The sequence below is a fragment of the Pseudomonas triticifolii genome, from assembly GCF_014358015.1.
In the GTDB taxonomy this organism is placed as follows: domain Bacteria; phylum Pseudomonadota; class Gammaproteobacteria; order Pseudomonadales; family Pseudomonadaceae; genus Aquipseudomonas; species Aquipseudomonas triticifolii.
Genome location: NZ_JACONV010000002.1, coordinates 395,026 through 419,152 on the forward strand (window position 1 = coordinate 395,026; position 24,127 = coordinate 419,152).

General features: G+C 59.5%; 21 protein-coding genes. 7 read left to right on the plus strand and 14 right to left on the minus strand.

What is annotated here, in order from left to right:
* Positions 1-29: 29 nt before the first annotated feature.
* Together H8S56_RS06530 and H8S56_RS06535 are read right to left on the minus strand one after the other, a co-directional pair.
* Complete coding sequence (locus H8S56_RS06530; RefSeq protein WP_024686688.1) at positions 30-614, minus strand: fimbrial protein; 585 nt, start codon at positions 612-614, stop codon at positions 30-32.
* A 330-nt stretch (positions 615-944) separates the two neighbouring features.
* Positions 945-1,328, minus strand: coding sequence for a hypothetical protein (locus H8S56_RS06535; protein ID WP_152534850.1), 384 nt, complete (start codon positions 1,326-1,328; stop codon positions 945-947).
* A 294-nt stretch (positions 1,329-1,622) separates the two neighbouring features.
* On the opposite strand from H8S56_RS06535, the gene H8S56_RS06540 reads away from it, so the two are divergent.
* The 5 genes from H8S56_RS06540 to H8S56_RS06560 all read left to right on the plus strand — a co-directional run bounded on the left by H8S56_RS06540 (position 1,623) and on the right by H8S56_RS06560 (position 9,657).
* The gene (locus tag H8S56_RS06540; RefSeq protein ID WP_024694307.1) at positions 1,623-2,789 is read left to right on the plus strand and encodes an efflux RND transporter periplasmic adaptor subunit; all 1,167 of its coding nucleotides are present in this window, start codon (positions 1,623-1,625) and stop codon (positions 2,787-2,789) included.
* Positions 2,786-5,887, plus strand: a complete 3,102-nt coding sequence (locus H8S56_RS06545) for a multidrug efflux RND transporter permease subunit (protein WP_187518176.1) — start codon at positions 2,786-2,788, stop codon at positions 5,885-5,887. The genes H8S56_RS06540 and H8S56_RS06545 overlap by 4 nt, the downstream gene beginning before the upstream one ends.
* A gap of 10 nt (positions 5,888-5,897) precedes the next feature.
* Positions 5,898-6,575, plus strand: coding sequence for a heavy metal response regulator transcription factor (locus H8S56_RS06550; protein ID WP_024694309.1), 678 nt, complete (start codon positions 5,898-5,900; stop codon positions 6,573-6,575).
* Positions 6,565-7,929: a heavy metal sensor histidine kinase gene (locus H8S56_RS06555; RefSeq protein WP_024694310.1), complete on the plus strand. Its 1,365-nt coding sequence runs from the start codon at positions 6,565-6,567 to the stop codon at positions 7,927-7,929. Before H8S56_RS06550 ends, H8S56_RS06555 begins: the two co-directional genes overlap by 11 nt.
* A 189-nt stretch (positions 7,930-8,118) precedes the next feature.
* Positions 8,119-9,657 carry a sensor domain-containing diguanylate cyclase gene (locus H8S56_RS06560; RefSeq protein WP_187518177.1) on the plus strand — a complete coding sequence of 513 codons (1,539 nt, stop codon included), beginning with the start codon at positions 8,119-8,121 and terminating at the stop codon, positions 9,655-9,657.
* A gap of 46 nt (positions 9,658-9,703) precedes the next feature.
* Here H8S56_RS06560 and H8S56_RS06565 read toward each other — a convergent pair whose 3' ends face one another.
* A complete protein-coding gene (locus H8S56_RS06565; protein WP_187518178.1) occupies positions 9,704-10,174 on the minus strand; it encodes a PA2169 family four-helix-bundle protein in 471 nt (156 codons plus the stop codon).
* Between the two features lie 219 nt (positions 10,175-10,393).
* Here H8S56_RS06565 and H8S56_RS06570 point away from each other — a divergent pair, with 219 nt between their 5' ends.
* On the plus strand, positions 10,394-10,636 hold the full coding sequence (locus H8S56_RS06570; RefSeq protein ID WP_080266060.1) for a DUF3820 family protein: 243 nt from the start codon (positions 10,394-10,396) through the stop codon (positions 10,634-10,636).
* A gap of 176 nt (positions 10,637-10,812) precedes the next feature.
* On the opposite strand, the gene H8S56_RS06575 is transcribed toward H8S56_RS06570, so the two are convergent.
* The 3 genes from H8S56_RS06575 to zwf are packed head-to-tail and all read right to left on the minus strand — an operon-like array spanning position 10,813 to position 13,674.
* Entirely contained in the window at positions 10,813-11,487 is a 675-nt protein-coding gene (locus H8S56_RS06575; protein ID WP_024694312.1) for a bifunctional 4-hydroxy-2-oxoglutarate aldolase/2-dehydro-3-deoxy-phosphogluconate aldolase, read from the minus strand.
* A gap of 17 nt (positions 11,488-11,504) precedes the next feature.
* The gene (gene pgl, locus H8S56_RS06580) at positions 11,505-12,218 is read right to left on the minus strand and encodes a 6-phosphogluconolactonase (protein WP_024694313.1); all 714 of its coding nucleotides are present in this window, start codon (positions 12,216-12,218) and stop codon (positions 11,505-11,507) included.
* On the minus strand, positions 12,205-13,674 hold the full coding sequence (gene zwf, locus H8S56_RS06585) for a glucose-6-phosphate dehydrogenase (RefSeq protein WP_024686698.1): 1,470 nt from the start codon (positions 13,672-13,674) through the stop codon (positions 12,205-12,207). The genes pgl and zwf overlap by 14 nt, the downstream gene beginning before the upstream one ends.
* A gap of 218 nt (positions 13,675-13,892) precedes the next feature.
* Between zwf and H8S56_RS06590 the strand changes: the two genes are divergently transcribed.
* Entirely contained in the window at positions 13,893-14,759 is an 867-nt protein-coding gene (locus tag H8S56_RS06590; RefSeq protein WP_024686699.1) for a MurR/RpiR family transcriptional regulator, read from the plus strand.
* Positions 14,760-14,980: 221 nt separating this feature from the next.
* On the opposite strand, the gene H8S56_RS06595 is transcribed toward H8S56_RS06590, so the two are convergent.
* The 8 genes from H8S56_RS06595 to H8S56_RS06630 all read right to left on the minus strand — a co-directional run bounded on the left by H8S56_RS06595 (position 14,981) and on the right by H8S56_RS06630 (position 24,110).
* Entirely contained in the window at positions 14,981-15,856 is an 876-nt protein-coding gene (locus H8S56_RS06595; protein WP_187518179.1) for a D-hexose-6-phosphate mutarotase, read from the minus strand.
* A 126-nt stretch (positions 15,857-15,982) separates the two neighbouring features.
* On the minus strand, positions 15,983-17,344 hold the full coding sequence (locus tag H8S56_RS06600) for a carbohydrate porin (RefSeq protein WP_187518180.1): 1,362 nt from the start codon (positions 17,342-17,344) through the stop codon (positions 15,983-15,985).
* A gap of 130 nt (positions 17,345-17,474) precedes the next feature.
* Positions 17,475-18,635: an ABC transporter ATP-binding protein gene (locus H8S56_RS06605; RefSeq protein WP_024686702.1), complete on the minus strand. Its 1,161-nt coding sequence runs from the start codon at positions 18,633-18,635 to the stop codon at positions 17,475-17,477.
* Positions 18,636-18,637: 2 nt separating this feature from the next.
* On the minus strand, positions 18,638-19,483 hold the full coding sequence (locus H8S56_RS06610) for a carbohydrate ABC transporter permease (protein ID WP_024686703.1): 846 nt from the start codon (positions 19,481-19,483) through the stop codon (positions 18,638-18,640).
* The gene (locus H8S56_RS06615) at positions 19,476-20,384 is read right to left on the minus strand and encodes a carbohydrate ABC transporter permease (RefSeq protein WP_024686704.1); all 909 of its coding nucleotides are present in this window, start codon (positions 20,382-20,384) and stop codon (positions 19,476-19,478) included. Before H8S56_RS06615 ends, H8S56_RS06610 begins: the two co-directional genes overlap by 8 nt.
* A 104-nt stretch (positions 20,385-20,488) precedes the next feature.
* A complete protein-coding gene (locus H8S56_RS06620) occupies positions 20,489-21,775 on the minus strand; it encodes an ABC transporter substrate-binding protein (RefSeq protein ID WP_187518181.1) in 1,287 nt (428 codons plus the stop codon).
* A gap of 129 nt (positions 21,776-21,904) precedes the next feature.
* Positions 21,905-23,431, minus strand: coding sequence for an ATP-binding protein (locus H8S56_RS06625; protein WP_187518182.1), 1,527 nt, complete (start codon positions 23,429-23,431; stop codon positions 21,905-21,907).
* On the minus strand, positions 23,373-24,110 hold the full coding sequence (locus H8S56_RS06630) for a response regulator (protein ID WP_024694317.1): 738 nt from the start codon (positions 24,108-24,110) through the stop codon (positions 23,373-23,375). Before H8S56_RS06630 ends, H8S56_RS06625 begins: the two co-directional genes overlap by 59 nt.
* Between the last annotated feature and the right edge of the window lie 17 nt (positions 24,111-24,127).

Sequence of the window (24,127 nt, forward strand, 5' to 3'; positions counted from 1 at the left end):
GGGCGAGCCAGGCCCGCCCTGTCAGGCAGTTACTCGTAGTCCATCACGAACGGCATGAAGCCATCGGCGTTACCCGGATTGGTCGGTGTCCCGTTGAGCACATAGACCGCACCGAAGTTGATTTCGGCCGTGGCACCGCCAGCATTGTCCTTGACCAGCGAGGTGTCGATGGTTTCGGTGCCACTCAGGTCCATCAGGACATTGGAGGCGTTCAACAGACCGATGCCCACGCCATCAGCCGCACCGGTGGTGCGCAGCAGTTTCGGGTCGTTGTTGTCCAGCCCGCTGCCATTGCGTGCGGTAAAACGCATCTTCACCATGTTGTACTGGTCGGCGCCCGCACTGCAGTTGACCAGTAACTGGATCGGCATCGCAGTTTCATACTTGGCGTCTTGCGACACGCCGATATCGGAAAACGATACGTTGCCCATGTCCACGTTAATTTCACCCGGGTTGCTGCCGGGGCTTACACCCGTGCCCGGCGCAACATCACAAGAAATATTGGTGAGTGTTCCGTTAAAGATCAGTTTGCCGTTATTCGCGGCGCTGGCGGTACCTGCCATGCCGAGACCGAGTACGCCCATGACTGCCAGTGTCAGAGAAAGCTTTTTCATGCTAACTACCATCCTTGTGTTGTTTCGTGTGTGCCCTCATCGGACGGCGAGCACTATAGGTCTCAGACTTTTTAACCGCTGTCAGGCTAAAGACTTTGAATACACGGACAACACAACAGCAAACGCAGTACTTTTCTGTAGGATTAACGAGGTGTGCCGTACACGCCACGATCTTAAAGACTTACGCACAATACCCACGTGCAAAGATCAGGCAAATGTTTGCATTTGGAACACAAGCGTTTTGACGTGACAGGCCAGCCAGAGCAGGCCTGCAGTAAAAGATGCATCGCGCCAGATGCCGCAATGCAGAAGGGTTTCAACGCAACAACATCACTGATAAGTCAATGTCACCAGCCCTAAACGCGAAGTGACCATTGAGGTGGGCGCGTCGTTCTGGCTGATAACGGGAATCGCCTCGTAGTGCACACTGAACGAGACAAACTGTGCAGAACAATTAGGATCAACTGTACTGACTTGAAGCGTGACCTCTGGCGTCGCCTGCAAGAAACGCACATGTTCACCCACGCGTTTCGCATCAACGGCCGACACTTCACAACCGGGATTGACCACCGCCCCATGAAAACTCAAGGCTCCGCCCTCGGCAAAACAAAGTGCTGGCGAAAACAGTAAAGACATACACAATCCTGTCGCGCACACGGGGCGAGCGAACAGCACCCGCAGAACGCGGTTGCCTAATAACGCGGTAGTGTTCATGCCAGACCCCACACAATAAGCGGAAACGTTGAGTTAAGTTGAAGGATCAAACCGCCGCCAGAAGTCACCTTAGGAAAGAGTAGGAATTATCCTAGGACTCACTCATTATCTGGACGCGTACACCCTCTATCGTTATATCGCCCACGCGCGGATTTTCTTGATCGCGAACAGGTGCTGTGGCGGCTTCCTGACAATCCTGACAGCTGAAAGTCATTCTGCTGACCGGGTTTGCAGGCTATAAGGAACGCCATAACCTTCGTTGCTTCACTCTGACTCTTCCGGCGCCTTCTCCACATGCGTAAACAGACACTGACTGTCACTGCTGTCGCCCTGATCGCCCTTCTGATCGCTGTTGTCGGCTGGAGCCTGACACGCCCCGCCAAAGCACAGAAAAGTGCGCCTGCCGCAGTCCCCGTCAAAGTGGTCACGGTGCAAGTGGAGGACGTGCCGCGTTTCGTGACCGGCATCGGTTCGGTGCTGTCGCTGCAAAGCGTGGTGATCCGCCCGCAAGTGGACGGCATCCTGACCAAAGTGCTGGTCAAGGAAGGCCAGCAGGTCAAGGTCGGCGAGCTGCTGGCCACGCTCGATGACCGATCAATCCGCGCTTCACTGGAGCAGGCCCGGGCGCAACTGGCGCAGAGCAAGGCTCAACTGGACGTCGCCCAGCTCGACCTCAAGCGCTATCGCCAGCTCACCGAAGACAACGGCATCTCCAGGCAGACCTATGATCAGCAACAGGCGCTGGTCAGGCAGTTGAGCGCCACCGCGCAGGGCAACGAAGCGAGTATCAATGCCGCGCAGGTCCAGCTTTCCTATACACAGATCCGCTCCCCGGTGAGCGGCCGGGTCGGGATTCGCAATGTCGATGAGGGCAACTTCATGCGTGTGACCGATGCCGCCGGGCTGTTTTCCGTGACCCAGATCGACCCGATTTCAGTGGAGTTCTCCTTGCCGCAACAGATGCTGCCCACCCTTCAGGGGCTGATCGGCAACACGACACGCGCAGTGGTCAAGGCCTATCAGGGTGACAGTGCAGCCAACGGTCTGTTGCTGGGCGAAGGCACGCTGTCGTTGATCGATAATCAGGTCTCGGCGACCACCGGTACGATCCGCGCCAAGGCGCAGTTCCAGAACCCTGGCGAGCGGCTCTGGCCTGGGCAATTGGTGACCGTGAAGATCCAGACCGGCATCGAGCGCAACTCGCTCAAGGTCGCGCCTCAGGTGGTACAGCGCGGCATGGATCAGCATTTCGTCTACCGGGTCACGGCCGATAAAAAGGTCGAGGTGGTGCCAGTCAAAGTGCTTTATCAGGACAGCGAGCAAATCCTGATCAGCGGCCCGCAGGCCGGAGACACGCTGGTCAGTGATGGCCAGTCACGCCTCAAGCCGGGGGTGTCGGTCGACGTACTGAGCAGCGCGGCCAATGACAACCGCACGGCAAACGTGGAGCGTGCGCTGTGAAAGGCCGGGGTTCGGTATCGGCGTGGTGCATCGATCACCCGGTCGCCACGTTACTGCTGACCTTCGCGCTGGTGCTGCTGGGTGTCATCGCGTTTCCGCGCCTGCCCGTTGCGCCGTTGCCGGAAGCCGAATTCCCCACCATCCAGGTCAGCGCCCAGCTTCCCGGCGCAAGCCCGGAAACCATGGCTTCGTCTGTCGCCACGCCCCTCGAAGTGCAGTTCAGTGCCATACCGGGAATGACGCAAATGACCTCCAGCAGTGCGCTGGGGTCGACCAACCTCACCTTGCAGTTCACGCTCAACAAGAGCATCGACACCGCGGCTCAGGAAGTGCAGGCCGCGATCAACACGGCCGCCGGACGTCTGCCCGCCGACATGCCCAACCTGCCGACCTGGCGCAAAGTCAACCCGGCCGACAGCCCGGTCCTGATCCTCAGCGTCAGTTCCAGCCTGATGCCGGGCACCGAACTGAGCGACGTGACCGAAACCATTCTGGCGCGGCAACTCAGCCAGGTCGAAGGCGTCGGGCAGGTGTTCATCACCGGTCAGCAACGCCCGGCAATCCGCGTGCAGGCCGCTCCCGAAAAGCTCGCCGCGCTGGGCCTGACGCTCGCCGACATTCGTCAGGCCGTGCAACAGACCAGCCTGAACCTGGCCAAGGGTGCGTTGTATGGCAAGGACAGCATCTCGACACTGTCCTCCAACGACCAGTTATTCAAGCCGCAGGATTATGCTCAACTGATCGTGTCGTACAAGGATGGCGCGCCGGTGCACCTGAGTGATGTGGCCCGGGTGGTCAACGGTTCGGAAAACGCCTACGTCAAGGCATGGTCAGGCGATCAGCAGGGCGTCAACATTGCCATCTTTCGCCAGCCCGGCGCCAACATTGTCGAAACCGTCGATCGCATTCAGCGCGAACTGCCGCGCCTGCAGGAAATGCTCCCCGCCGCGGTCGATGTCTCGGTGCTCAACGACCGGACCCGCACCATCCGCGCCTCGCTGCACGAAGTGGAGCTGACGCTGCTGATTGCGGTGCTGCTGGTGGTCGCCGTCATGGCGTTGTTCCTGCGTCAGCTGTCGGCAACCCTGATTGTCAGTGCGGTGCTGGGCGTCTCGCTGATTGCCACCTTCGCGATGATGTACCTGTTCGGTTTCAGCCTGAACAACCTGACACTGGTGGCGATTGTGGTCGCCGTGGGCTTTGTGGTGGACGATGCCATTGTGGTGGTGGAGAACATCCACCGACACCTTGAAGCCGGACTAAACAAGCGCGAGGCCGCGATCAAAGGCTCCGGGGAAATCGGCTTCACCGTGGTCTCGATCAGTTTCTCGCTGATCGCGGCGTTCATTCCATTGCTGTTCATGGGAGGTGTGGTCGGGCGACTGTTCAAGGAGTTCGCCCTGACGGCCACCGCGACCATTCTGATTTCGGTGGTGGTGTCGCTGACCCTCGCACCGACGCTGGCAGCGCTGTTCATGCGCGCGCCGTCGCACGCCAAGCATTCCAGACCAGGCTTCGGCGAGCGCTTGCTGGCCACTTACGAGCGAGGCCTGCGCAAGGCGCTGGCGCACCAGCGGATCATGCTCGGCGTGTTCGGCCTGACGCTGGGCCTCGCCGTCGTGGGCTACATCATCATCCCCAAGGGTTTCTTCCCGATTCAGGATACGGCCTTCGCACTGGGGACCACCGAGGCCGCCGCCGACATTTCCTACCCGGACATGGTGGAAAAACACCTGGCGCTGGCCAAAATCGTCGGTGCCGACCCGGCAGTGCTGGCGTTCTCCCATTCGGTCGGTGTGTCGGGCAGCAACCAGACCATCGCCAACGGCCGCTTCTGGATTTCACTCAAACCGCGCTCTGAACGCGACGTATCGGTCAGTGAGTTCATCGACCGCCTGCGCCCCAAGCTGGCCAAGGTGCCCGGTATCGTCCTTTACCTGCGCGCCGGACAGGACATCAACCTCAGCTCCGGCCCCAGCCGCAGCCAGTATCAATATGTGCTCAAGAGCAACGACGGGCCGCTGCTCAATACCTGGACCCAGCGCCTGACTGAAAAACTGCGTGAAAACCCGGCCTTCCGTGACCTGTCCAACGACCTGCAACTGGGCGGCAGCGTGACGCACATCGATATCGACCGCAGTGCGGCAGCACGCTTCGGACTGACCACCGCCGACGTGGACCAGGCCTTGTATGACGCGTTCGGTCAGCGGCAGATCAGCGAATACCAGACCGAGGTCAACCAATACAAAGTGATCCTTGAACTCGACGCCCAGCAGCGCGGCAAGGCCGAGAGCCTGGCCTACTTTTACCTCCGCTCGCCGCTGACCAACGAAATGGTGCCGCTGTCGGCCCTGGCGAAAGTCAGCGCGCCACGCATGGGGCCGTTGTCGATCAGCCACGACGGCATGTTCCCCGCCGCCAACCTGTCCTTCAACCTGGCGTCCGGCGTCGCACTGGGTGATGCAGTGCGCATGCTGAACGAGGCCAAGGCCGAGATCGGCATGCCGGCCTCGATCATCGGCAGCTTCCAGGGCGCAGCTCAGGCGTTCCAGAGTTCGCTGGCCAACCAGCCGTGGCTGATCCTCGCCGCACTGGTGGCGGTGTACATCATTCTGGGCGTGCTGTACGAAAGCTTCGTGCACCCGCTGACCATCATCTCGACGCTGCCGTCTGCAGGCATCGGCGCATTGCTGCTGCTGTGGATGATGGGGCAGGACTTCTCCATCATGGCGCTGATCGGGGTGGTGCTGCTGATCGGTATCGTCAAGAAGAACGGTATCCTGCTGGTCGATTTTGCCTTGCAGGCGCAACGCGAGCAGGGACTGACGCCTCAGGAAGCGATCTACGAAGCCTGTATGACACGCTTTCGACCGATCATCATGACCACGCTGGCGGCGCTGCTTGGCGCGTTGCCATTGATGCTGGGCTTCGGCGTGGGTGCAGAACTGCGTCAGCCTTTGGGCATCGCCGTGGTCGGCGGGCTGCTGGTGAGCCAGATGCTTACGTTGTTCACAACACCGGTCATCTACCTGCAACTGGAGCGGCTATTCCATCGGCGTCATCCTGCGCCTGCACCCGCACTGGCCATTCACAAGTGAGAGTCGCTACATGCGCGTGCTGATTATCGAGGACGAAGAGAAAACTGCGGACTACCTGCGTCGCGGCCTAACGGAACAAGGCTACGCCGTGGATGTGGCCCGCGACGGCATTGAAGGGCTGCACCTGGGGCTGGAAAACGATTACGCCGTGATGATTCTGGACGTGATGCTGCCCGGCCTGGACGGCTTCGGCGTATTGCGCGCACTGCGGGCGCGCAAACAGACGCCCGTCATCATGCTCACCGCCCGCGAGCAGGTCGATGATCGCATTCGCGGGCTGCGCGAAGGTGCAGACGATTACCTGGGCAAACCGTTTTCGTTTCTCGAGCTGGTGGCGCGCATGCAAGCGCTGACCCGGCGCAGCGGCGGCCACGAGCCTGTGCAGATCAGCATCGCTGACCTGTGGATAGACCTCATCAGTCGCAAGGCGACCCGTGCCGGAGCGCGCCTGGAACTGACCGCCAAGGAATTCTCACTGCTGAGCGTACTGGCCCGACGCCAAGGGGAAATTCTGTCCAAGACGTCCATCGCTGAAATGGTCTGGGACATCAATTTCGACAGCGACACCAACGTGGTCGAGGTCGCGATCAAGCGCCTGCGCGCCAAGCTCGACGGCCCGCACGAGCACAAGTTGCTGCACACCATTCGCGGCATGGGCTACGTGCTGGAGAACCGCAGTGCGGATTGACTCGATTGCCCTGCGTTTGAGCGGCCTTTTCGCGCTTGTGGCGCTGGGCGTGTTCATGCTGATTGGCTGGGCGCTGTACCTGCAAGTCGACAAGAGCCTGGACCTGTTGCCACGCGCCGAAGTGGATGCGCGCTACAGCGTGCTGGAATCGGCAGTCAATCGCTACGGCACGCCGGAGCATTGGGCCAAGATAAAGACCAAACTCAACCTGCTCAGCGAAGAAGACAAACGCCTGCGATTCTGGGTGGTCAGCGACGATCCGCTCTACGAATTCGGTCGCCCTGACGCGGATATCCGCCGATTTGCCCAAGGGCCTGTGGGCATGCACGACCTGAAACTGGCCGACCATCCTTTCGCCTTCAAGGTACTGGTCAGCGAGTTCGAACCCAAGGATCAGCGCCCTGCCCTGCGCTTCCTCACCGCCATCGACACCGAAACGTTCTGGCACACTCAGCATTCGCTGCTGGTCGCACTGCTCGGTTTCTCGGCGCTGGGGGTTCTGCTGGCGTCAGCGCTGGGTTACTGGGTGGCGCGGGTTGGCTTGCGCCCCTTGGCGACGCTATCGCTTGAAGTACAGAAGCTCTCGCCGCCGAGGCTGTCCGGCCGCCTGCAACTGTCTCCATTGCCGCCAGAGCTTGAGCAGTTTGTGGCGTCCTTCAATTCGACGCTTGAACGCGTTGAGCTGGCCTATTCGCGACTTGAGTCATTCAACGCCGATGTCGCCCACGAACTGCGCTCGCCGCTGACCAACCTGATCGGCCAGACCCAGGTCGCCCTGACCAGGGGCCGCTCCGCCGAGCACTACTTCGAGGTGCTGCAATCCAACCTGGAAGAACTGGAACGCCTGCGCTCGATCATCAACGACATGCTATTTCTAGCCAGTGCCGATCAGGGCACAAAGGTTCAGGAACTGACCCATGCCTCGCTGGCCGAGGAAGTCGCCACCACGCTGGATTATCTGGACTTCATCCTTGAAGACGCTCAGGTTCGGGTGCAGGTCGAAGGTGATGCCAGCCTGCCCATCGAAAAGGCTCATCTGCGCCGCGCATTGATCAACCTGCTGCACAACGCTGTGCAGCACACCCAGGCAGGCGAACAGATTCACGTGACCATTCGGGCACGGGCCGATCACGTCAGCATCGGCGTGGCCAATCCGGGCGCGCCTATCGCTGAAGAACACTTGCCCAAGCTGTTCGAAAGGTTTTATCGGGTCGATGCATCGCGCAGCAACAGTGGCGCGAATCATGGCCTGGGTCTGGCCATTGTCAAAGCCATCGCATTGATGCACGGCGGTTCGGTATTTGTTAATAGCGAGCACGGCATCAATACATTCGGCCTCAGTCTTCCGCGCTGATTCGTGCAATACCCGCAGCGGCGTTTGATAGGCGACGGCAAGGCCTTCATTTAAATTGCTTTTATTCATCCCCCTCCCTTATTAGCGCCACGGGAGGCGTGTTATATATGCGCCCACCACAACACTTATAATAAAGTTAATTATCAAAACCATTTATTAAGAATCATTCGTTTGCAGGTAGTACGACCCATGATGTTGTCTGCATCCACCCAAGCCGCGTCTTTCAGGTGGTCTCGTCCGGAACTCATGCTCATCTTCGGCAGCTCGCTGTCCGTACTTTCGATTTTGAGCATCGTTGCGTTCCTGCTGGTGCGTGAACGCAGTGATACAGCGCTCTCAGCGGCACAAACCGCCTCCAACATGGTGCAGTTGATCGACGCTGACGTCATGCGCAATGCCGAACTGTACGACTCTTCCCTGCAAGGCATGATCAAAGCCTGGCAACGCGATGACCTGATGAGCCTGTCGCCGGAACTGCGTCAACTGGTGTTGTTTGATCGCTCCACAGCCGCCCCTTACAAAGGCGACCTGGTATTGCTCAATAACCGTGGGGAAATACTGGCGGACTCACTCTCCGTCATCCCGCGCGACGATAACTTTTCGGACCGCTCTTACTTCAAGGATCACGCCACTGATCCGTCTCTGGAATTGCATGTCAGCCGTCCCTACAAGACCCGCTGGGGTTACAAGGATTGGTGCATCGGTTTCAGTCGAAGAATGTCAGGCCCCAACGGTGAATTTCTGGGTATCGCCAGCGCGGCCATGCGCCTGGTGTATTTCAAGCAGTTGTTCATGAGCCAAAAGCTGGGCAACGACAGCAGCATCAACCTGATCAACACTCAGGGAATTCTGATTGTGCGTTACCCCGAAAGAGACGGGCACGATCTGATCGGCAGGGACTACAGCCATACCGCCAATTTCCAGCGCATGCTGGCCGAAGGTGAAGGCAGTTTCTCGGGCTGGTCAACCCAATTGAACGCACAGCGCTTCTATACCTTTTCCCGCGTGGGGAATCTGCCGTTGATTGTGGTCATCGGTCAGTCCGAGGAAGAGGTCTATGAGGTCTGGCGGCGCAACGCATGGTTGGTCGGTTCGGCGACCAGCGTGCTCTGTCTTGGTATTTTATGGCTGACGGGGCTGCTGTGTCGCGAACTGCGCAGGCGTCACAGCGCCGAAGACCAACTGGCCTGCCTTGCGGCCACGGACGGCCTCACCGGACTGGACAACCGGCGCCAGCTCGATACAGCCATGGAAACCGAGTGGGCTCGCGCGCAACGCGCCGGTCATCCGCTGTCGCTGTTGATGATCGATGTCGACCATTTCAAGGCGTTCAATGAACGCCACGGACACCAGGGCGGCGATCAGGCGCTGCGCAAGGTGGCGCAGACCATCGCGCAAAACATCAGGAGGCCTGGCGACATGGCGGCACGCTATGGTGGCGAGGAGTTTGTGGTCGTGCTGCCGGAAACTGACAGTAACGGCGCGTTGAGTCTGGCTGAAAATCTGCGCCAGGCCATTGAAGCGATACCGACCTTCCCCGGCGATGAACAGCCGATCACGGTCAGCATTGGCGTTGCATCGCAGAGGGTTCGTTCGGGTGACAAACTGACGGCGTTCTTTGGTCTCGCAGACAAGGCGCTTTACCAGGCCAAGAACAATGGGCGTAACCGGGTGGAACTGCACAGCGCCGCATTGAGCGTTGCGGATGGCAGTGAATCGAAGGCATAAAAAAACGCCAGGCTAGCTGGCGTTTTTTAACGTGCGTTGCAGCGAATTACGCTGCAGCGCGGGCTGCGTCACGAAGTGCTTTGACTTCGTCGTGGTTCTTCAGCACGCCTTGATATTGCTTTTCAATCACGGCGATAACAGCAGGGGAAACGCCCTTCTCGCGCGACTTCTCCAGTGCCTTGCTGTAGGCCTTCTTGGCAACGTCTTCGCCGCGCTCGGCTTCTTCCAGCACAGCCTTGTCATCATTGCTCGTGAACACGGTCTTCAACTTGACCCATGCCTGGTGGATATCGGCCGATACGCTCGACGAATCCTCTGGCTTGCCGCCCAGTTGAGTCACGTGCTGCTGCAGCTCACGGACCGCAGCGCCCACTTCGGTGGAGCGACGTGCCAGGAACGTTTTGACCTGCGCGCTTTTTGCATTTTCTGCGCTGGTCTTGAAGCCTTCTTCGCCGTCAATGCTGGTTTCGATCAGGTCATTCAGGATAGAGATCGTTTCTTTATTGATATCAGTCATTTGATAATTTCCTAATGGCAGGTTGATACGAAAGTTACTTCTGCCTAGAAGATTGCAGTCGTCATGCCAACTTTTTGAAAAAAATTAATCCTTTAAATTCAGCAATTTACGAAATTTTCACAAATCGTTTGTCGTGAGTTCTGCATGAACTGACCTTTGGCCTGCATGCAGAATGCACGTATCGTGTTGGTTCAAGTGAAATGACAGAAGGTCGCGCCCATGAATCCTGAAAAACTCAAGCTGCTGGTCACCCAGGAGATGCCCTTTGGCAAGTACAAGGGACGACTGATCGCCGACCTGCCCGGCCATTACCTGAACTGGTTCGCTCGCGAGGGGTTTCCAAAAGGTGAGCTGGGTGGCCTGCTGGCCTTGATGCAGGAGATTGATCATAACGGCCTCAGCGAGATACTGGACCCGATACGCACTCGCCCCCGCCAGTCCTACAAGGACCGCGGAGCTTAAGTAGGCGCAAAAAAAAACGGTGTGCCGGACCAGGGCACACCGCAAAGCCATACAACCAACAACAACTTCTGTGCCGGGGTGCCGCCTGACTGACTCAGCGCTTGTCAGGCGCGCCCCGTGAAAACGTAAAGACCGAGCAAACCCTGCGTGTGGCAGGCCACGCGTTTGAAACCGCCTTAGTCAAACAACGCCAAAGCCTGCGCAGTCGCTTCCTGAATACGACCCCAATCGCCATTCTTGACCCACGCGTTATCAATCATCCATGTACCGCCTACGCACATGACGTTTGGCTGGGCCATGTAGCTCTTGAGGTTCTGTTCGTTGACACCACCGGTTGGGCAGAAGCGCACTTCATTGAACGGACCGCCCAATGCCTTGATCGCTGCCACACCGCCGCTGATTTCTGCCGGAAACAGTTTGAAGCGGCGATAACCCATGGCGTAGCCGATCATGATTTCCGACGCGCTGCTGATGCCCGGCAACAAAGGCAACGGGCTGTCGAGCGCAGCCTGCAACAAGTCCTGCGTGCTGCCAGGCGTCACGATGAACTGCGCGCCAGCCGCTTCGGCATCGGCGAGCATCTTGCGGTCCAGGATAGTGCCAGCGCCGGTGCACAGCTCCGGACGCTGCTCGCGCAGAATACGGATCGCGCTCAGACCGAACGCTGAGCGCAGGGTAATTTCCAGCGCCGTCATGCCGCCTGCAGCCAGGGCGTCGGCCAACGGCAGCACGTCCTGATCACGGGCAATGGTGATGACCGGCAAAATCTTCGCCTTGGCGCAGAGTTCGTCGATCTGGGCAATCTTGTTCGCCATGCTGTTGAGCGGCTGATTATTTTCGTTCTGTGTCATGGCGACGCTTCCTTTACTTATGGGCACCAGTAAATCTCAAGGGACGGTTCTAGAAAGGCACGGACCGGCATCAGGGCGAGATCATCGCCCGCCAGCGCCGCACGCAGTGTGTCGAGTTTGGCCTGCCCGGAAACCGACAGAATCGGCAGCTTCGCCGACGCCAGCAGGCGACGGGTCAGGGTCAGTCGTTGATGCGGCACGGTCGGTGCCAGCATCGGCAGGCAACGCCGCTCGCCTTCCAGGCTCAAGGCCTCGGTCAGGTTGGGGCTGTGGGGAAACAGGGACGCAGTGTGCCCGTCATCGCCCATGCCCAGAATCAGCACATCGATAGGCGGCAACTCAGCCAGCGCCTGATCGGCCGCCAGTGCGGCTTCTTCAAGGCTGCCCGCGACGCTGTACAACCCCAGGAACTTCGCCTTGGCCGCAGGGCCTTGCAGCAAGTGACGCTGCAACAACCCGGCATTGCTGTCGGCATGCTCGGTGGGCACAAAACGCTCGTCAGCCAGGCTGATGACCACCTTACTCCAGTCCAGCGGCTGTTGCGCCAGGCTCTGAAAAAACGCCACCGGGCTGCGCCCGCCGGACACCACCAGCGTCGCCAGACCGTTTTCGCCGATGGCCGACTTCAGTCGCTCGGCCACATTCGCAGCCAGCGCATCGGCCAGTTGCTGCGGGTTATCGAATTCACGTGCCACCAGCCCTGCTGGCAGCTCAAGGTCACATATCGCCATACCAGGATCTCCCGTCGCGAGTAATCAGAGCAATGGAACTCATGGGTCCCCAGGATCCGGCGGCGTAAGGCTTGGGCGCGTCGCCCGCCTTCTTCCAGCCTGCGATCAACTGATCACACCATTGCCACGCGTACTCGATTTCATCTTTGCGGACAAACAGGTTCTGATTGCCACGCATGACTTCCAGCAACAACCGCTCATAGGCATCGGGGACCCGAGCGCTGCGGTAGGTGTCGGAAAAATTCAGTTGCAGAGGGCCGCTGCGCAGTTGCATGCCCTTGTCCAGGCCCTGGTCCTTGGTCATCACTTGCAAGGAAATACCTTCGTCTGGCTGCAGGCGGATGATCAGACGGTTGCTGATCTGCAAACGCTGCTCAGGGGCAAAGATGTAGTGCGGCGGCTCTTTGAAGTGGATCACGATCTGCGACAGCTTCTGCGGCATGCGCTTGCCGGTCCGCAGGTAGAACGGCGTACCCGACCAGCGCCAGTTGCGGATATCGGCCCGCAAGGCGACGAAGGTTTCGGTGTCGCTCTGAGTATTGGAGTTCTCTTCTTCCAGATAACCCGGTACCGCTTTGCCTTCGCTGTAACCGGCGGTGTATTGACCGCGCACGACCTGGGTCGCCAGACGCTCGGGGTTGAACGGTGCCAGGGCCTTGAGCACCTTGACCTTCTCGTCACGAATACTGTCGGCAGACAGGTCGCTGGGCGGGTCCATGGCGATCAGGCAGAGCAGTTGCAACAAGTGGTTCTGAATCATGTCACGCAGTTGGCCGGCCTGGTCGAAGTAGCCCCAACGGCCCTCGATGCCGACCTTCTCGGCCACGGTGATTTCCACATGGGAAATGTGATTCTGGTTCCACTGGGTTTCGAACAGGCTGTTGGCGAAACGCAATGCGATGAGGTTCTGTACGGTGTCCTTGCCCAGGTAATGGTCGATGCGATAAACGCGGTTTTCCGGGAAGAACTGCGCCACGGCATCATTGACCCGACGCGAAGAGGCCAGGTCGTGACCGATGGGCTTTTCCAGCACGGCGCGCGTGCGATCGGCCAGGTTGACCGATGCCAGGTTTTCACAGATTGCGCCATACACCGATGCAGGCGTGGCGAAGTAGGCAATCAGGGTTTCGGCGCTGCCTACGCGCTCGGCCAGCGCGACGTAGTCCTCGGCCTTGAGGAAGTCGACGTGCAGGTAGCTGAGGCGTCCGAGAAAACGCGCAACGTTGTCGGTTTCAAGCTCCGCTTCCGGAATGAAGCGGCGCATGGATTTTTCGATATGGGCCAAGTGCGACTGTTCGTCACCTGGTTCACGCGCCAAGGCAAGAATTCGCGTGTCTTCATGCAGCAATCCGGCGCGATCAAGCTGATAAAGAGCGGGGAACAGCTTGCGGACGGCCAGGTCCCCCAAGGCACCAAACAGGGCAAATGTGCACGGCTCAACCGTTATCAAGGGCATAATGTTGGTTCTTTTATCAAGTTAAGCTACAAATACCTTTTTTAAAGGCGTTACTCAAGGCCATATGTAGTAATAACCACAACATTCTGCCTAAAAGCATATTCCAGTGGTGATCAACACAGGCCCTCAGTACGATAGGCCACCTTTGCTACAGGCTAAAGGGCTAATAAAAGCCCGAGACAAAACCGTTGGTGAACAAGCCCCGACAAGGACTCTGAATGGACCGCACTCGAAACCTCCTGGAGCAAATCCAGGGCCGACTCGACGAGCTGAACAAGGCCGAACGCAAGGTGGCCGAGGTGATTCTGCTCAACCCGCAGATGGCCACGCGGCTGAGCATTGCCGCGCTGGCGCAGGCTGCCAAGGTCAGCGAGCCGACCGTCAACCGTTTCTGCCGCTCGTTCAGTGTCAGCGGTTATCCAGAGCTCAAGCTGCAACTGGCCCAGAGCCTGGCCAGTGGTGCGGCCTACGTCAGCCGTGCGGTGGAGGCCGACGACAACCCCGAGGCCTATACCCAGAAGATCTTTGGCAGCGCCATTGCTTCGCTGGACAGCGCCTGCCAGCAACTGGACCCGGCGCTGATCAGCAAGTCGGTGGACATGCTGATTCAGGCGCGCCAGATCCACTTCTTCGGTCTGGGCGCTTCAGCACCTGTGGCGCTTGATGCGCAGCACAAGTTCTTCCGCTTCAACCTGGCAGTGACGGCACATGCCGATGTGCTGATGCAGCGCATGATTGCCTCGGTGGCACACACCGGCGAGCTGTTCGTGATCATTTCCTACACCGGCCGCACACGCGAGCTGGTAGAAGTGGCGCGCATCGCACGGGCCAACGGCGCATCGGTGCTGGGCCTGACGGCGGCAGGCTCGCCCCTGGCGCAGGCCAGCACTGTCAGCCTGAACATTCCGCTACCGGAAGACACCGACATTTACATGCCGATGACCTCGCGAATCATTCAGCTGACGGTTCTGGATGTACTGGCCACTGGCATGACCCTGCGCCGCGGCGTGGACTTCCAGCCGCATCTGCGCAAGATCAAGGAAAGCCTCAACGACAGCCGTTATCCGGTCGAGGATCAGGGCTGAGCGGGACATACCTGCACTAACGCGATTGAACGATGTGAGACAGCGTCGCCTCTTCGGGGCCGCGCTGTCTCACAGCAAACACCGGATTGCGGGAGGCGGCTTGCCGGCGATGCGGTTTCCAGTACGCCCTGTCAGCGACTGGACCACCCCTGCCAACGGCTCACCGCCTCCTGCAAAAACCGGCTTGCTCAGTAAGCTACCTGTTTGTCACAAGCCAACGCTCAATACGCCAGTTGCGCCTGCAGCTTCAGGTGCGCCTGCTGACCCGGCGCAAGGCTGAAGCTGTCGCCGCTGCCTGACGCGGCTTCCACCCGTACAAAGCCAGCCGTCTCGCTGCCGCACACACCGAGCAGCGGCCTGCTGCCGGGGTGCCAGACCACCGTATTGGCGCTGTCGCCCGTGTCGATGTTGAATCGTCGCTCCCATACCGGATCCTGAAGCTGCAGCGCGCCCTCGTGCTCAAAGACCCGTTGACAGCCACCTGCCACCCGCAGCTCACCCTGCTGCTGACACGCCTGCCGACTGAGTTCGTCATAACCCTGCGCGCCGTCCAGACCTTGCAGCGCGACGTCAGCCACGTCGCCGATACGCCAGTAGGCATGCAGCGCATGGCTGAAATGGCACGGCTCGCTGTCCTCGTGGCACGTGCTGAGGCTCAGTTCCATGCCCTGCCCCAGTTCGGCGTGCAGGTCGACCTGCCAGTCCCAGAGCTGCAAGCGCCAGTGCAGACAGACCCCCGCCTCGCTTTCGCGGCTGTCGATCAGCTTCCAGTCCAGCAGGCGTCCCCAGCCGTGGGCAGGCCAGCCGCTTTCGCCCGGATGCCGGCCGTACCAGGGCCAGCACACCGGCACGCCGCCGCGAATCGCCCCGACCTGCGGCCACTGCGCCGCACACCAGAGCCAGGGTTTCTGGTCGCGAGGCTGGAAGTGCAACAACTGCGCACCTTGTCTGCTGAACACTGCCTGACATTGCGGGTGATCGATCACCAGCACATCACGCAGTTGATAACGCTCCCACTCGAACGTCGGGCGGGCGCGTCGGGATCTGAAGAAACGTTGCAGGGGATGTTCGGACATCTGCGCGTCGTCGGAAGTCATCGCCAATCGCGTCCTGAAAAAAAAAGAAATCAAACCCATAAAAAACGGGCAGCCAGGCTGCCCGCAAAGCACACACGACCCTTGATCGCTTTAGGCGTCAGTCATGATTCGTCAACGTTCAGTACATCAGAACTTCGACTGAATCTTCAGACCGGCCACGATGGCATCGTCAACCTTGTCCACACCGCCAGGGTGCTTCACGTACTGCAGGTTAGGACGCACGGTCAGCCAGTTGGTGACGTGGAAGCCATAGTAGATTTCGGAGTTGTATTCGGTCTGCTGCACTGGCAGGAAGCCCGGGTTGTCGTAGTCGTTGATGTTGTTGATCTGGTTCTGCAGACGGCGGCGATCCTGAACATCATCGTTAACGTGGATACGGGCGAAACCGATACCGATGTCATCCTTCGGACGCGAGTCGAACGGACCTTTGTAGGTGAAACCGATCTGCTGGTAGTTGTCGACGAAGTTGGTTTCCTTGTCGTGCACCGTCGCGTTGGCGAAGATGCTCAGACCGCGCGAGGCATCGCCGTTGTGTGCAGTCAGCTGTTGCTGAGCCACGACCCACCAGCCTTTCTTGCTGTCATGCGATTTGAATGCAGCGCCGGTCACAGCCTGTGGCTGGCCATTGACATCCTCGTAGACGTCGTCGGCGTTCGGCGTGCTCTTGTAGAAGCCGACACGGTATTCACCCGGCAACGAATTGACGGTAGGTGTCCAGACCAGTTCCACCGGCAGGATCATGCCTTTGGTGCCGCTGCCGCTAAGTTTGAAGCCGTTACCGGTTTCCAGGTTGGACGGGTTCTGCTCGTACACGCCGACCTGCGCATACACTTCAGGCGTGATGTTGTACTTCACGCGCAAGGCCCACTGGCTGATGGGCCAGTTGTACCAAGTGCTCACGTAGTTGCCGACCTGAGAGCCGCAGAAAGACAGGTTCTGGAAGTCGCACGGGAAGCTGTTGAAGTCTTCGCCCGGACCGAAACGGCCCACTTTCACGTCCAGTGCGCCGTCGAAATACTTCTGCTTGACCCACATTTGCGTCAGACGCCAGGTCTGACCACGACCCCAGACTTCCTGCGAAGAACTGAGTGTACCGGCACGCGGATCGCCGATGCGGTCGTTGGAGATGTTGCGGCCACTACGCTCGGTGATCGCCAGCTTGAATTCCGCGTCCTGCCAGCCAAAGGCCTTCTGCAGATCGACCTTCATGCCCAACGCAAACTGGTCGCTGTAACGGCCGGTCTTGTCGTCGTTGTAGCCACCCTTGATGTTGCTGGCCATCTCGGAAACGTATTCCAGCGAGAAGTCATAACCCTTGTCGAGCAGTTCGGTACGCTTTCCGCCCCAGTCGCCTGTCATCCAGGGTGAATCGTAAGAAAACGCATCCGCTGCATGAGCGCTACCTGCCAGGCTCATTGCACCGATAACCGACAACTTGCCTACCAACCGAAGCCGGGAGTGCGATTTAGCCTTGTTGATCTTCTTCATCCCATCAATCCTCGTTTTATTGTTATTAGCTTTGGTCTACGCGTTACATTTACTGCTTAGTGTTCGCTGGTGGACCGCTCTTGGTGGCAGTAAGCGGTCTGCCAGCTGTGCTCGGGGGTGGATCAAACAGTCACTTTCGACTCAACTGGGAAACGTTGTTCGCCCGCTCAACCGAGGGCTGTGCTCCCAGCACGCCGAGACGCTCACCGCTTTTGGCATCGAACAACAGAACCCTGGCAGGATCGAATTGCAGGGTCAGGCTTTCCCCGACCTGCGGTGCAACGTCCGGCGCCAGACGGCAGCAGACTTTGCTCTGATTGAGCGTGACGAATACCAGCGTGTCCGGACCGGTCGGCTCGGTCACCTGGACCTCGGCACGAATGGTCGGCAGCGCGGTGGGTTCACCGCTCGCCAGGGTGATCTGCTCAGGGCGGATGCCGAGAATGATTTCCCGGTCCTCAAGCCCTGCATCGTTGACGCCAACCGGCAGTTCGCAGCGCGCCTGACCGCTGTCGAGCAACGCGACCAGACGGCCGTCCTGGCGCTGGAGGCGCAGGGGAATGAAGTTCATCGGCGGCGAGCCAATGAAGCTGGCCACGAACAGGTTGGCCGGGTCATTGTAGATCTGTTTCGGGGTACCGAACTGTTGAACGATGCCGTCCTTCATGACCGCGACCTTGTCGCCCAGGGTCATCGCCTCGATCTGATCGTGAGTCACATAGACCGTGGTGGTCTTGAGACGCTGGTGCATCAGTTTCATTTCGGTGCGCATCTCGACGCGCAGTTTGGCGTCGAGGTTGGACAGCGGCTCGTCGAACAGGTAGATCTTCGGCCGACGCGCCAGGGCACGACCCATCGCCACCCGCTGTTGCTGACCACCGGACAACTGGCCCGGCTTGCGGTTGAGCAAGTGCTCGATCTGCAGCAGCTTGGCGACCCGCGCCACTTCTTCTTCGATGGCGGCAGGCGCCATCTTGCGAATCTTCAGACCGAAAGCGATGTTTTCTTTCACGCTCATGGTCGGGTACAGCGCGTAGGACTGGAACACCATCGCGATGTCGCGATCCTTGGGACTGGTGCCGCTGACGTCTTCGCCATCGATCAGAATCGCCCCGCCGCTGATGTTTTCCAGCCCGGCGATGCAGTTCATCAGGGTGGATTTGCCGCAGCCGGACGGGCCGACCAGGATCAGGAACTCACCATCCTTGATCGACAGTTCGATGTTCTTCAGCGTGTCCGGCAGATTGGCGCCGTATGTCTTGTTGACGTTGCGTAGCTCGAGAGTCGCCATGATTACCCCTTGACCGCGCCGGCTGTGAGCCCACGCAGGAAATACTTGCCAGCCAGTACGTACACCAGCAGTGTCGGCAGCCCGGCGATCATCGCCGCCGCCATATCAACGTTGTATTCCTTGGCCCCGGTGCTGGTGTTGACCAGGTTGTTCAGCGCCACGGTAATGGGCTGCGATTCGCCACTGGAAAACACCACGCCGAACAGGAAGTCGTTCCAGATCTGGGTGAACTGCCAGATCAGGCACACCATCACAATCGGCGTCGACATCGGCAGAATGATGCGCCCGAAGATGGTGAAGAAACCCGCGCCATCCAGACGTGCAGCCCGCACCAGTGCGTCCGGCACGCTCACGTAATAGTTACGGAAGAACAGCGTGGTGAAGGCCAGGCCGTAGACGACGTGGACGAACACCAGACCGGTGGTGGTGTTGGCCAGCCCCATCTTGCCCAGCGTGAAGGACGCCGGCAGCAGTACGGTCTGGAACGGCAGGAAGCAGCCGAACAGCAACAGGCCGAAGAACAGTTGCGAGCCCCTGAACTTCCACATCGACAGCACATAGCCGTTGAGCGCGCCAATGGCCGTGGAGATGATCACCGCCGGAACGGTAATGCGCAGCGAGTTCCAGAAATACCCGTCAACGATGTCCCAGGCCTTGACCCAGCCGATCACCGTGACCACGCTCGGCCAGCTCAACAGGTTGCCGGTGCCGATGTCCTCAGGCGTCTTGAAGCTGGTGAACAGCATGACGACCAGCGGCACCAGATAAATCACGCAGGCCAGCAACAGCACGGCGTGGATCACCACACGGCTGAGGCTGATGCCCGGTTTGCCTACAAGACTAGTCATTGCGCTTGGTCCTCAGCTCGGAGTACAGGTATGGCACCAGAATCGCCAGGATCGCGCCGAGCATCAGAATCGCACTGGCCGACCCCATGCCCATCTGGCCACGGCTGAAGGTGAAGGAGTACATGAACATGGCAGGCAGGTCCGAGGAGTAACCCGGCCCACCGGCCGTCATCGCTGCCACCAGGTCGAAGCTCTTGATCGCGATGTGCGCCAGGATCATCACGGCACTGAAGAACACCGGACGCAGGCTTGGCAGCACCACGCGCCAGTAGATCATCGGCAAGCTCGCGCCATCCATCTGTGCTGCACGGATGATGGACTGGTCCACCCCGCGAAGGCCTGCCAGAAACAGCGCCATCACAAAGCCCGACGACTGCCAGACAGCGGCGATGACCAGGCAGTACACCACACGGTCAGGATCGATCAGCCAGTCCAGACGAAAGCCTTCCCAGCCCCAGTCGCGCAGCATCTTGTCCAGGCCCAGGCCCGGGTTGAGCAGCCATTTCCAGGCCGTACCGGTGACGATCATCGAGAGCGCCATCGGGTACAGATAAATCGTGCGGATCACGCCTTCGCGGCGGATGCGCTGGTCCAGCAGGATGGCCAGAAAAACACCGATCACCAGACTGATGCCGATGAACATGCCGCCAAACACCGCAAGGTTCTTGCTGGCAACCCACCAGCGGTCGTTGTCCATCAGGCGCGCATACTGCGCCAGACCGACCCACTTGTAGGACGGCAGGAACGTCGAGTTGGTGAACGACAGCACGAACGTCCACAGGATGTAACCATAGAAACCAACCAACACGATGAACATGCTTGGCGCCAGCACCAGTTTCGGTAGCCAGCGTTGCAATGTATCCAGTGGCGAGGCTTTGCTGAACACAGCGACAGAGCTCATCGGGCGTATCCCATTCGATGTATCGAATTCAGGCCACAGGCACGGGTGAAATCGGCTTTCGATTCCACCCGCGCAGACTGCGGCGGTACGTCAGGGTGTGCGAATTACTTGGCTGAAGCGACGGCAGTCGCCAACTGCTTGGCAGTAGCAGCCGGATCGGCTTTCGGGTTGTTGATATAGTTGGTGATCACATCAAAAAACGCGCCCTGTACGGCCAGCGAGGTGGCCATGTTGTGCGCCATGCTCGGTTGCAGGCCGCCGGTTTTCGAGTCCGCCAGGAAGTCCTTGGCTGCGGTTTGCGCGCAGGAATCGAAGCCGTATTTGCCCATGTCGCTCAGCATGTCTTCGCGAACCGGAATCGAGCCCTTGTTGATGCTGAAGACTTTCTGGAAGTCCTCACCCATCGCTACCTTGGCCAGGTCCTGTTGAGCGGCGGTGGTGCCCTTGTCTTTCTGCTTGAACACCGCCAGCGAGTCGATGTTGTAGGTGAACGCCTTGTCGGTGCCCGGGAACGCTACGCACTGGTAGTCCCTGCCGGCAACTTTCTTGGCGGCGGTCCACTCGCTCTTGGCCCAGTCACCCATGATCTGCATGCCGGCCTTGCCGTTGATGACCTTGGCAGCTTCCAGGTTCCAGTCCTGGCCCTTGCCGTCGGCATCCATGTAGGTCGCGACTTTCTTGAGTTCGGTGAGCGACTTGACCATGCCTGCGCCAGTCAGCGCGTCTTTGTCGAGGTCAACCAGCGCTTTCTTGTAGCCGTCTGCGCCCATGACCGACAGCACGACCGCTTCGAACACGGTGCTGTCCTGCCAAGGCTGACCGCCATGAGCCAGCGGGATGAAGCCGGCTTTCTTGAGCTTGTCGCCTGCGGCGTAGAATTCTTCGAGGGTGGTGGGCGCTTTGTCGATACCGGCTTTCTTGAAGACTTCCGGGTTGATCCACAGCCAGTTGACGCGGTGGATGTTCACCGGCACAGCCACGTAATCACCGTCGTACTTCACGGTATCGGAGACTTTCTTGTCCAGCAGCGAATCCCACTTCTCGGCTTTGGCAACGTCTTTCAACGCGTCGGTGTCGAGCAGACCGGTGGACGCCCATTCCTGAATGTCCGGGCCTTTGATCTGGGCAACGCCTGGCGGGTTGCCAGCTACCGCGCGGCTCTTGAGCACGGTCATGGCGGTAGAACCACCGCCACCGGCCACAGCGCCGTCTTTCCAGGTGAAGCCGTCTTTTTCAACTTGCGCTTTCAGGACATCGACCGCAGCCTTTTCGCCGCCTGACGTCCACCAGTGCACGACTTCGACAGTGCCTTTGGCATCAGCAGCATGGGCGCTCAACGGGAACAGGGAGGCGAGGGAGATGACAACGGCGAGGCGTGACATTGAATTCATCGAATTGACCTTTCTTGTTGTTATGCATGAGCAAGTCTGGTGCTTGCGCTTCGTGGGAGTCTAACCAAGCGAATCGCGGTGACGGTAACGAAGGGATGCGCGAATGTCACAGGATGGTTACATTCAACTTCATTCGGTCGTCCGGGGCAGATACAACGTGACCCGCAGACCGCCTTCACGCAGATTCTGCAGGCTCACTTCGCCACCGTGGCTGTGAGCGATATTGCGGGCAATTCCCAACCCCAGTCCGTAACCCTGCTGCTGACTCCCCGCGAGCCGGAAATGCGGCTCGAACACATGTTCCAGTCGCTGTTCAGGCACGCCCGGGCCTTCATCGTCCACATGCAGCACGAACGCCAGCGCGTTGTCCTCGACCTTGAGGTGCGCGCGATCGCCGTACTTGAGGGCGTTGTCGATCAGGTTGCCGATGCAGCGTCTGAGGGCCAGCGGCTTGCCGGGGTAGCAGGACAGGGCAGCGCCCGTCTGTGTAACACGCCCCTCTCCGTCAGCACGCAGGTACGGTTCAACGAGGCAGTCGAGCAACACATTGAGGTCCACCTGCTCGATATTTTCGTGAATGTCGGTGTCCTTCACGCATTGCAAAGCGCCCTTGACCAACAGCTCAAGCTCATCCAGGTCACGCCCGAACTTGTATTGCAGTTGTTCGTCTTCCAACAGCTCGACCCGCAGTCGCAGGCGAGTGATGGGCGTGCGCAAGTCGTGGGAAATGGCACTGAACAACTGCCCGCGCTCAGTCAGGTAGCGACTGATACGGGTGCGCATCGCGTTGAAGGCGCGACTGACCTCCACCACTTCGCTGCCACCGCCCTCAACCACAGGTTCTACATCAGCGCCCAGCGACATGTCTCGCGCCGCACGCGCCAGACGCTTGAGCGGTCGGCTTTGCCAATGCACCAGCAGGCCGATGAACAGCAGCAGAAAGGCGCTGGTCAGGGCGATGAACCAGACCTGTTGAACGGGAAGATCCTGTTCTTCGAGTGTGGTGTAAGGCTCGGGCAGCAACGAGGCGATGTAGAACCACTCGCCCGGCGCCATTTCAATCTGCGTGACCAGCACCGGCGGGTTGACGGGTTCCAGGGTCAAAGCGTAATGCGCCCAGGAACGTGGCAGCTCGTCGAGTTTGAGGCCACTGTTGAAGATCCGCAGGTCGTCAGGCTTGACGAACCACACGGCGATGTCCGGGTCGTTGCCCAGATGCTGGCGCAACACCTGACCAACCACGTCGAGTACGGCCTGCTTACGCGGCGTAGCCTCCAGGGTCTGCATGTCCAGCGGATGATCGTTGAGCGATACCACGAAACGTGTACCGCCCATGCTCCGCAACTGGTCAAGCACCAACGGGCGATAAGCCAGCGGCAGGGAGCGAAAGTAACTGACGCTGGCGGCCATCGAGTACGCCAGGCTGCGCGCACTGGTGACCAGCCCTTCCATTTGCGTGGCCCGCAGCTGCGAGAGCCAGATCACGCTGGACAGGGTCTGGGCCAGCAGAACCGCCAGCAGCGTCAGCAGCAACATGCGACCCAGCAACGAACGCGGCAGCGGCAGACTGCGCTTTTTCAGGCCCGTCGCCGACGCGTTAATAGCCGTTGCCCGCTTGCGCGTTGACCTGCGCAGCCAGCAGATAACCACTGCCACGCACCGTGCGAATCAGACGCGGCGACTTGCCGGTGTCACGCAGACGCTGACGCAGGCGGCTGACCGCCATGTCGACAATGCGCTCCAGCGGCATCAGCTCACGACCCCGGGTGGCGTTGCCAATGGTGTCGCGGTCCAGAATCTGCTGGGGATTATCGAGAAACAGTTTGAGCAAAGCGAAGTCTGCGCCGGACAGAATCACTTCCTCGCCATCGTTGTGAAACAGCCGATGGCTGACCATATCCAGGCGCCACTCATCGAACAGAATGACGTCGCCGCCAGGGCGCTCCTGACCGAACTGGGCGCGACGCAACAGCGCCTTGATACGCGCCTGAAGCTCGCGAGGGCTGAAGGGTTTGCCCAGGTAATCGTCGGCACCCAGTTCCAGGCCGATGACCCGGTCGGCCTCGTCGGAACTGGCGGTGAGCATGATGATCGGCACATGGGGCTGGCGCGGATGCTGGCGCACCCATCGGCACAGACTGAAGCCGTCTTCGTCGGGCAGCATGACATCAAGAATCAACAAATCGCTGGGCGCTTCGTTGAAGGCCTGGCGAAAACCCGCGCCATCGCCGACCGTTCGCACCTGAAAACCGGCGCGGCTCAGGTAGGTGTCCAGCAACTCGCGAATCTCCTGGTCGTCATCTACCAGCAGGATCGATTTACTGACTGAACTCACGTATAGGGGTCCTTGTT